1 pseudogene is annotated in these 625 nt (G+C 66.7%); it reads left to right on the forward strand.

Going from position 1 to position 625, the window contains the following annotated elements:
- Positions 1-75 precede the first annotated feature (75 nt).
- Positions 76-186, forward strand: a pseudogene (locus AC07RV_RS45850) (ATPase); the annotation flags it as partial.
- Positions 187-625: the final 439 nt, after the last annotated feature.

Here is a 625-nt window from a genome sequence, read left to right on the forward strand (position 1 = left end):
TGCATCCAACCCGCAGGTCGGCCCATAGAAACCTCCTTGATTGAAGGTGTTGCGACGACCGGTTGAATCCACCCAGTGTTCGCCCAGGTGTTCAATGTGCCGATCGCGGATGAGCAGGCCTGCGTGTTCGTGGAGCCTGGCGTGATCGACCACTTGCAGTCAATGACGGCGCCAGCGGCGAACTGATCTCGCCGTGCTGCCTTCGGTGCGTCATTCCTTCGGGAGCGACGCACTTTTTTTCTGCTACGCCTGGTGCCGGTGCCTTCGCGCCCCTGGCGAGGCGCTGCGCGCTTCGCTTGCCTCCAGGGGAAAGCCCTGCGGGCTATCCCCGCCGCGCAGGCTTGGCGCCCCTGAACACCGCCGACCCGGCTGCGCCGGATCGGCCAGACAGCAGCCGCATCAGGCCCACGATGCCTTGCGTGTGCTCGTCCTGATTCTGTCGTTCCTTCGTCTTTGAAGTCCGGGCGTCCCCGGCCACCTGGGAGATGGCCGGTCGCGCTGTCGTGCGCGTAGCGCATCGAGCCGCCTGCGGCATCTCGCCCCCTGACGGGCTTCCATCGTTCCCTCGCTCCGCTCGGCTGACGCCTCCGGCCCGGCTTCCAGCTTCGGGCCTGCGCGCTTCGCT

The organism is Variovorax sp. GW821-FHT09B01 (genome assembly GCF_059418345.1).